Here is a 7635-nt window from a genome sequence, read left to right as displayed (position 1 = left end):
GGGTCCGGTGCGGACCGGGCCCCGCGGCGCGTTCAGGCGCCGTGGCCGGCCGCGGCGGCGACCGCCTCGGCGACGGTGGCGTTCCCGGCGACCAGTTCCAGGGTCTGCCCGGCGGTGCCGGGTTCGTGCAGCAGGGCGGCCAGGACGGCGGCCACGTCGGCCCGGTCGACCGCGCCGCGGCCGACGGCGGGGGCGAGGCGGACCAGGCCGGTGCCGGGGCCGTCGGTGAGCCGCCCGGGGCGCAGCACCGTCCAGTCCAGCGAGGTGCGGGCGCGCACGGCGTCGTCGGCGGCGCCCTTGGCCCGCAGGTAGGTCTCGAAGACCTCGTCGGCGGGGTGGTGGGCGGCCGCGTCGGCGCCCATCGAGGAGACCATGAGGTAGCGCCGGACGCCGGCGAGTTCGGCGGCGTCGGCGAGCAGGACGGCGGCGTCGCGGTCGACGCTGTTCTTGCGGGCGGCGCCGCTGCCGGGGCCGGCGCCGGCGGCGAAGACCACCGCGTCGGTGTCGGTGAGCAGGGCGGCGAGCTGCGGGGCGGTGGCGGACTCCAGGTCGAGCAGCAGCGGCTCGGCGCCGGCCTCGACGAGGTCCGGGGCCTGTTCGGGGCGGCGGATGATCCCGGCGGGGCGGTCGCCGCGGTCGGCGAGCAGCCGTTCGAGCCCGAGCGCGATCTGTCCGTGGCCCCCGGCGATGACGGTACGCATGGGTCCGACGGTAGCCCGGGTGTGCCGGGGGCGTCCTGGGAAAGGTCTCGGACAGGACACAATGGGCGCATGACTTCGCTCGCCCACCCGCAGCTGCGTTTCACGCCCACCGTGGCGGACCCCTCCGGCCCCCGGGAGCTGGTGATCCTCGGTTCCACCGGGTCGATCGGCACCCAGGCCATCGACGTCGTGCTCCGCAACCCGGACCGGTTCCGGGTGGTCGCGCTGTCGGCGGCCGGCGGCCGGGTGGAGCTGCTGGCCGAGCAGGCGCTGCGGCTGGGCGTGCACACGGTGGCGGTGGCCGATCCGGCGGCGGAGCCGGCGCTGCGCGAGGCGCTGGCCGCCAAGGCGGCGGGCCGGCCGCTGCCGGCCGTGCTGGTGGGGCCGGACGCGGCGACCGAGCTGGCCGCGGTGGAGTGCCACTCGGTGCTGAACGGCATCACCGGTTCGATCGGCCTGCGGCCGACGCTGGCCGCGCTGCGGGCGGGCCGGGTGCTGGTGCTGGCCAACAAGGAGTCGCTGATCGTCGGCGGTCCGCTGGTGAAGGCGGTGGCGAAGCCGGGCCAGATCGTGCCGGTGGACTCCGAGCACGCGGCGCTGTTCCAGGCGCTGGCGGGCGGCACCCGGGCCGAGGTCCGCAAGCTGGTGGTGACGGCGAGCGGCGGCCCGTTCCGCACCCGGACCAGGGAGCAGCTGGCCGGGGTGACCCCGCAGGAGGCGCTGGCGCACCCGACCTGGGCGATGGGCCCGGTCGTCACGATCAACTCGGCCACCCTGGTGAACAAGGGCCTGGAGGTGATCGAGGCGCACCTGCTGTACGACGTGCCGTTCGACCGGATCGAGGTCGTGGTCCATCCGCAGTCGGTGGTGCACTCGATGGTGGAGTTCACCGACGGTTCGACGCTGGCGCAGGCGAGTCCGCCGGACATGCGGATGCCGATCGCGCTGGGCCTGGGCTGGCCGGACCGGGTGCCGGGAGCGGCGCCCGCCTGTGACTGGACCAAGGCCGCGACCTGGGAGTTCTTCCCGCTGGACGACGAGGCCTTCCCGGCCGTCGAGCTGGCCCGTGAGGTGGGCACCCTGGGCGGAACGGCGCCGGCGGTGTTCAATGCGGCGAACGAGGAGTGCGTGGAGGCCTTCCTGAAGGGCCGCCTTCCCTTCACCGGGATCGTGGACACTGTTGCCAAGGTCGTGGCCGAGCACGGACAGCACGACGGTCGGACGGCCGCGGCGGGAACTTCCCTGACCGTCGAGGACGTCCTGCACGCGGAGGACTGGGCCCGTGCCCGGGCCCGCGAGCTGGCGGCGGGCTGACGTCCTCGCCTCCGGCGGCGGTGCCCGGCACGACCGGGACCGCGGTACGGCACGGATCGCGGTACGACGAGACGATGAGCGGAGCGGCATGACGGAGGACCAGCGGTGGCAACGGTTTTGACGGTGGTCGGCATCCTGGTCTTCGTGGTCGGATTGCTCGTCTCGATCGCCTGGCACGAGCTCGGCCACCTCTCCACGGCCAAGCTCTTCGGCATCCGGGTGCCCCAGTACATGGTCGGCTTCGGCCCGACCGTCTGGTCGCGCCGGAAGGGCGAGACCGAGTACGGGATCAAGGCGATCCCCTTCGGCGGGTACATCCGGATGATCGGGATGTTCCCGCCGGGCGAGGACGGCCGGATCACCAAGCGCAGCAGCTCGCCCTGGCGGTCCATGATCGAGGACGCCCGTGAGGCCTCCTACGAGGAGCTCCAGGAGGGCGACGAGACCCGGCTGTTCTACACCCGCAAGCCCTGGAAGCGGGTCATCGTCATGTTCGCCGGGCCTTTCATGAACCTGGTCCTGGCGTTCGGGCTGTTCCTGACGGTCATGATGGGCTTCGGCGTCACCATGGCGGTGCCGACCATCGGCTCGGTCGCCCAGTGCGTGGTCAAGGCCGGTCAGCCGACCGACACCTGCCCCGCCGACGCGCCCAAGACCCCGGCCAACGAGGTGGGCCTGCGCCAGGGGGACAAGGTGCTCTCCTTCGACGGCGACCGGATCCGCGACTACGACCAGCTCCAGGCGGACATCCGGAAGTCGGCGGGCAAGCAGGTGGCGATCGTCGTGGAGCGCGGCGGCCAGCAGCTCACCTTCACGCCCACCATCGCCGTCAACGACGTGCAGAAGTACGACGGCAACGGCGTGCCGGAGAAGGGCCGGACCGTCCAGGCCGGGTTCCTCGGGTTCACCCCGAAGAGCGAAACGGTCCAGCTCGGCCTCGGGCAGTCGGTCGACCGGATGTACGACATGGCCGAGAACGGGGTGAAGTCGCTGGCCGCCCTGCCCGGCAAGATCCCGGGCCTGTGGAACGCCGTCGTCGGCGACGCCCCGCGCGACCCGGACTCGCCGATCGGCATGGTCGGCGCCGCCCGGGTCAGCGGCGAGGTGTTCTCCCTGCACGAGTCGGCCGCCCAGCGGATCGCGATCTTCGTGAACCTGCTGGCCGGCATCAACCTGTCGCTCTTCCTGTTCAACATGCTGCCGCTGCTGCCGCTGGACGGCGGCCACATCGCGGGCGCGGTCTGGGAGTCGGTCCGCCGCCGGTTCGCACAGCTGTTCCGGCGGCCCGATCCGGGCCCGTTCGACGTCGCCAAGCTGATGCCGGTCGCGTACGTCGTGGCCAGCATCTTCATCGGGTTCACCCTGCTGGTGATGGTGGCCGACCTGGTGAACCCGGTGAAGATCGGCTAGGACGTTCGGGTACGGCGGGTGTGCTGGGCCCCCGGACCGTGCCGTACCGTGGAGGCCGGGTGCGCGATCGTGGCGCGCCCGGCCTCGGCCGTCCCAACGGCCGGGCGGTCGATCCACACCTCAACCCCGGGGAACCCTGCGCACATGACCGCGATCTCGCTCGGTATTCCGTCCCTGCCGCTCAAGCCACTGGCCAAGCGCCGGTACTCCCGGCAGATCATGGTCGGCAACGTGCCGGTCGGCGGCGACGCACCCGTCTCCGTGCAGTCGATGACCACCACCGTGACCGCCGACATCAACGCCACGCTGCAGCAGATCGCGGAACTGACCGCGTCCGGCTGCCAGATCGTCCGCGTCGCCTGCCCGTCCCAGGACGACGCCGACGCGCTGCCGATCATCGCCAAGAAGTCGAAGATCCCGGTCATCGCGGACATCCACTTCCAGCCCAAGTACGTCTTCGCGGCGATCGACGCCGGCTGCGCGGCGGTGCGCGTCAACCCGGGCAACATCAAGGCCTTCGACGACAAGGTCGGCGAGATCGCCAAGGCCGCCAAGGACGCCGGGGTGCCGATCCGGATCGGCGTCAACGCCGGCTCGCTCGACAAGCGGCTGCTGGAGAAGTACGGCCGCGCCACCCCCGAGGCGCTGGTCGAGTCCGCCCTCTGGGAGTGCTCGCTGTTCGAGGAGCACGACTTCCGCGACATCAAGATCTCGGTCAAGCACAACGACCCGGTCGTGATGATCAACGCCTACCGCCAGCTCGCCGCCGCCTGCGACTACCCGCTGCACCTGGGCGTCACCGAGGCCGGTCCGGCCTTCCAGGGCACCATCAAGTCCGCGGTCGCCTTCGGCGCGCTGCTCGCCGAGGGCATCGGCGACACCATCCGGGTCTCGCTGTCGGCCCCGCCGGCCGAGGAGATCAAGGTCGGCAACCAGATCCTGGAGTCGCTCGGGCTGCGCGAGCGCGGCCTGGAGATCGTCTCCTGCCCGTCCTGCGGCCGCGCCCAGGTCGACGTCTACAAGCTCGCGGAGGAGGTCACCGCCGGGCTGGAGGGCATGGAGGTGCCGCTGCGGGTCGCCGTCATGGGCTGCGTCGTGAACGGGCCGGGCGAGGCCCGCGAGGCCGACCTCGGGGTCGCCTCCGGCAACGGCAAGGGCCAGATCTTCGTCAAGGGCCAGGTGATCAAGACCGTTCCCGAGTCGAAGATCGTCGAGACCCTGATCGAGGAGGCGCTCAAGCTCGCCGAGCAGATGCAGGGGGAGGGCGTCGAGGCCGGTTCGCCGACCGTCGTCGCCGCGGAGTGACCGCCGAGCGGTCACGTCGTCGCGGGGTGGCCGCCCGGCGGTCACGTCGGTGGGGGGTGACCGCCGAGCGGTCCGAACGCGGGTGCAGCGAAGTTTTCCGGAAGCGGGGCCGTCCGTTCGCGGACGGCCCCGCGGCCGTAGCCGGGTGGGGCCACGGAGTAGGGTGCGGCCAGAGTCGTCTCAGTGAGGTGCTGTCTCGATGATCGATCGAGGTGTGATGCTCCCCAGCTCCTTCCAGGCCGCCCGGGCGCTGGCCACCACCCGCGTGCTGGAACCGCCCGACCTGGCGGACGCCCTGGAGATCCTCCACCGCGACCCGGTCGCCAACGCCTTCGTCGCGACCCGGGTCGAGGCCGTCGGGCTGGACCCGTGGCGGCTCGGCGGGGAGATGTGGGGCTGGTACGGCGCGGACGGCGTGCTCGACGCCCTCTGCTACGCCGGGGCGAACCTCGTCCTGGTCAACGCCGGGCCGCAGGCCGTCGCCGCCTTCGCGGAGCGGGCCCGGCGGCAGGGCCGGCGCTGCTCCTCGATCGTCGGACCGGCCGGGTCGACCGCCGCCTTCTGGGCGCTGCTGGAACGGAGTTGGGGCCCCGCACGCGAAGTCCGGGGCCATCAGCCGCTGTTGGCGACCTCCTCGCCGTCCGCGGAGATCGCGCCCGACCCGCTGGTGCGCCGGGTGCGGCGCACCGAGGTGGAGGCGCTGATGCCCGCCTGCGTGGCGATGTTCACCGAAGAGGTGGGGGTGTCGCCGCTGGCCGGCGACGGCGGTCTGCTCTACCAGGCCCGGGTGGCCGAACTCGTCACCACCGGGCGGTCGTTCGCGCGCTTCGCCGAGGACGGCCGGGTGGTGTTCAAGGCCGAGATCGGAGCCGTGACCCAGGGCGCCTGCCAGATCCAGGGCGTCTGGGTGGCGCCCGAGCACCGCGGCCAGGGGCTGTCCGAGACCGGGATGGCGGCCGTGCTGGACGTCGCGCTGCGCGAGGTGGCGCCGGTGGTCTCGCTGTACGTCAACGACTACAACCTGCGGGCGCGGGCCGCGTATCGACGGGTCGGGTTCCGGGAGGTCGGGGCCTTCATGAGCGTGCTGTTCTGACCTTCTCCCGTGTGCGGTGGGCCGGGGGTGCGGTGGGTCGGGGGTGCCCGGGCGCCTTCCGGGGTGCCCGGGTGCGGGGCGGTGTTGTGGCGCGGTTCGCCGGTGTTTCGCCGGTTGTTGGGTTCCGATCTTCGGCCGCGCCGGGGGGCCGCTGGTAGTAACGTCCGGAGCATGGATCAGCTGACCGGGGTGACGATCGAGGCCATCGACCTCGCGGCCTGGGCGCCGCAGGCGCTGGACGTCCAGGCGGTGGCGTTCGGGCTGACGCCCGAGGAGGTCGCGGTCCGGCTGCACATCGTCGGGCGGCACGCCCGGCAGCCCGGGGTGATCGCCTTCGGGGCGATGAGCGGCGGCCGGCTGGTCGGGTTCGGGTACGGGATGCCGAACCAGCGGGACCACTGGTGGAGCACCGTCATCGAGCCGTACCTGACCGCCCGGGGCTACGGGGACTGGCTGGACGGCGTGTTCGCGGTCACCGAACTGCACGTGCTGCCGGAGTTCCAGGGCCAGGGCGTGGGCTCGCGGCTGATCCGGCTGCTGTGCGAGGGCTCGGGCCTGGAGCGCAGCATCCTGTCGGCGATCGACGCGGAGACACCGGCCCGGCGGCTCTACCGGGCGCTGGGCTACCAGGACCTGGCCCGGGCGGTGCGGTTCCCGGCGACGGACCGGCTGTACGCGGTGATGGGGGCGCGGTTGCCGTTGCGGCGGGCGTAGCGGTGGCCCCGGGGGGTCGGTCCTAGTCGGAGAGGTGACCGGCGAGTTCCAGGTGGAGTTCGGCGTCCTCGTGGCGGCCCGTGGCCAGTGCGCGAAGGGCCAGGTCGACGGCGCGGAACAGGGCCCAGCCGCGCAGGCGGTCCCGGTCGACGTCGAGGGCGTCGGCGAGCTGCTGGAGCCTGCGGCGGACCGCGGCCGGGGCGCCGGGGGAGCCGATCAGGGTGTCCGCGCGGTCCAGGGCGAGGCGGGCCAGGTCGTAGGCGCGCTCGCCGGTCAGCGGGCGGGGGTCGATGGCCAGCCAGGGGGCGCGGTCGGCGGCGAGCACGTTGCCGTGGTGGAAGTCGCCGTGCAGCAGGAGGTTCTCGTCGGCGGAGGCGGTCAGGGCCCGGGCGGTGGCGAGGGCCTCGTCGACGAGGGGCTGGGCGGCGGCCGCGGCGGGGTGGGAGCGGTGCTCTGCGAGGCGGGCGGCGGTGTCCGTGACGCGGTCGGCGAGGGTGGGGAGTTCGGGGCCGGCGGGCTGTGCGGGGCTGGTGGGCAGCGCGGGGCTGGAGGGTGGTTCGACCCAGAGGCGGTGCAGCAGGCTGGTGGCCTCCAGCATCGCCTTGGGCTCGGCGAGGGAGCGCAGCGGGATGTCGCCGTGCAGGCGCTCCAGGAGGAGGACTCCCGCGTCGGGGTCGGCGTCGAGCAGCAGGACGGCGCCGCGGCCGGCCCAGTGGGTGAGCGCGGTGTGCTCGTGGGCGGTCTCGGGGGTGACCAGTCCGGCCTTGAGGACGGCGGGGGAGAGGTCGTCGCGGTGGACGTACGCGATCAGGCTGAGGCTGCCGCCGGGGTCCAGGGTGCGTTCGAGGGTGAGGTTCCAGCGGGCCAGGTGGGTGGTGGCCGCGGCCGGCAGAGCGGCGAGCCACTGGCGGCCGGGCTCGCCGTGGGTGGCGGTGACGGTGGTCGTCAGCCGGGTGGGGACGGTGATCTTTGGGGCGGGTCCGGACATGGGTCCATTGTCGGGGCATGTGGGGGCCGCTGCGCGGGGCTGGGGTGTGGGGGTGGGCTTTCGGGAGGGTGGGTTGGTCCGGGGGCGGGTCCGGGGGTGGGTGGGCGGGG

General features: G+C 73.4%; 7 protein-coding genes. 5 read left to right on the top strand and 2 right to left on the bottom strand.

The features are described from left to right. Positions 1 to 32: 32 nt before the first annotated feature. The gene (locus ACFV8H_RS40780) at positions 33 to 701 is read right to left on the bottom strand and encodes an NAD(P)-binding oxidoreductase (RefSeq protein ID WP_380409757.1); all 669 of its coding nucleotides are present in this window, start codon (positions 699 to 701) and stop codon (positions 33 to 35) included. A gap of 69 nt (positions 702 to 770) precedes the next feature. Here ACFV8H_RS40780 and dxr point away from each other — a divergent pair, with 69 nt between their 5' ends. The 5 genes from dxr to ACFV8H_RS40755 all read left to right on the top strand — a co-directional run bounded on the left by dxr (position 771) and on the right by ACFV8H_RS40755 (position 6537). Then, positions 771 to 2015 carry a 1-deoxy-D-xylulose-5-phosphate reductoisomerase gene (dxr, locus tag ACFV8H_RS40775; RefSeq protein ID WP_380409756.1) on the top strand — a complete coding sequence of 415 codons (1245 nt, stop codon included), beginning with the start codon at positions 771 to 773 and terminating at the stop codon, positions 2013 to 2015. A gap of 105 nt (positions 2016 to 2120) precedes the next feature. Then, the gene (locus ACFV8H_RS40770) at positions 2121 to 3425 is read left to right on the top strand and encodes a M50 family metallopeptidase (protein ID WP_380409754.1); all 1305 of its coding nucleotides are present in this window, start codon (positions 2121 to 2123) and stop codon (positions 3423 to 3425) included. A gap of 144 nt (positions 3426 to 3569) precedes the next feature. Further along, the gene (gene ispG, locus ACFV8H_RS40765; protein ID WP_350518302.1) at positions 3570 to 4730 is read left to right on the top strand and encodes a flavodoxin-dependent (E)-4-hydroxy-3-methylbut-2-enyl-diphosphate synthase; all 1161 of its coding nucleotides are present in this window, start codon (positions 3570 to 3572) and stop codon (positions 4728 to 4730) included. A gap of 217 nt (positions 4731 to 4947) precedes the next feature. Continuing rightward, a complete protein-coding gene (locus ACFV8H_RS40760) occupies positions 4948 to 5823 on the top strand; it encodes a GNAT family N-acetyltransferase (protein ID WP_380409759.1) in 876 nt (291 codons plus the stop codon). 171 nt (positions 5824 to 5994) lie between these two features. Then, the gene (locus tag ACFV8H_RS40755; protein ID WP_380409752.1) at positions 5995 to 6537 is read left to right on the top strand and encodes a GNAT family N-acetyltransferase; all 543 of its coding nucleotides are present in this window, start codon (positions 5995 to 5997) and stop codon (positions 6535 to 6537) included. A gap of 22 nt (positions 6538 to 6559) precedes the next feature. On the opposite strand, the gene ACFV8H_RS40750 is transcribed toward ACFV8H_RS40755, so the two are convergent. Beyond that, positions 6560 to 7525: an aminoglycoside phosphotransferase family protein gene (locus tag ACFV8H_RS40750; RefSeq protein WP_380409750.1), complete on the bottom strand. Its 966-nt coding sequence runs from the start codon at positions 7523 to 7525 to the stop codon at positions 6560 to 6562. Positions 7526 to 7635: the final 110 nt, after the last annotated feature.

Source organism: Kitasatospora sp. NPDC059827 (genome assembly GCF_042731675.1).
GTDB lineage: Bacteria > Actinomycetota > Actinomycetes > Streptomycetales > Streptomycetaceae > Kitasatospora.
This window is presented reverse-complemented; position numbering and strand designations above follow the sequence as displayed.

Excerpts from the sequence above, each read along its gene's own strand:
- ACFV8H_RS40780 (WP_380409757.1), bottom strand. The coding sequence starts at position 701 with ATGCGTACCGTCATCGCCGGGGGCCACGGACAGATCGCGCTCGGGCTC.
- dxr (WP_380409756.1), top strand. The coding sequence starts at position 771 with ATGACTTCGCTCGCCCACCCGCAGCTGCGTTTCACGCCCACCGTGGCG.
- ispG (WP_350518302.1), top strand. The coding sequence starts at position 3,570 with ATGACCGCGATCTCGCTCGGTATTCCGTCCCTGCCGCTCAAGCCACTG.
- ACFV8H_RS40760 (WP_380409759.1), top strand. The coding sequence starts at position 4,948 with ATGCTCCCCAGCTCCTTCCAGGCCGCCCGGGCGCTGGCCACCACCCGC.
- ACFV8H_RS40755 (WP_380409752.1), top strand. The coding sequence starts at position 5,995 with ATGGATCAGCTGACCGGGGTGACGATCGAGGCCATCGACCTCGCGGCC.
- ACFV8H_RS40750 (WP_380409750.1), bottom strand. The coding sequence starts at position 7,525 with ATGTCCGGACCCGCCCCAAAGATCACCGTCCCCACCCGGCTGACGACC.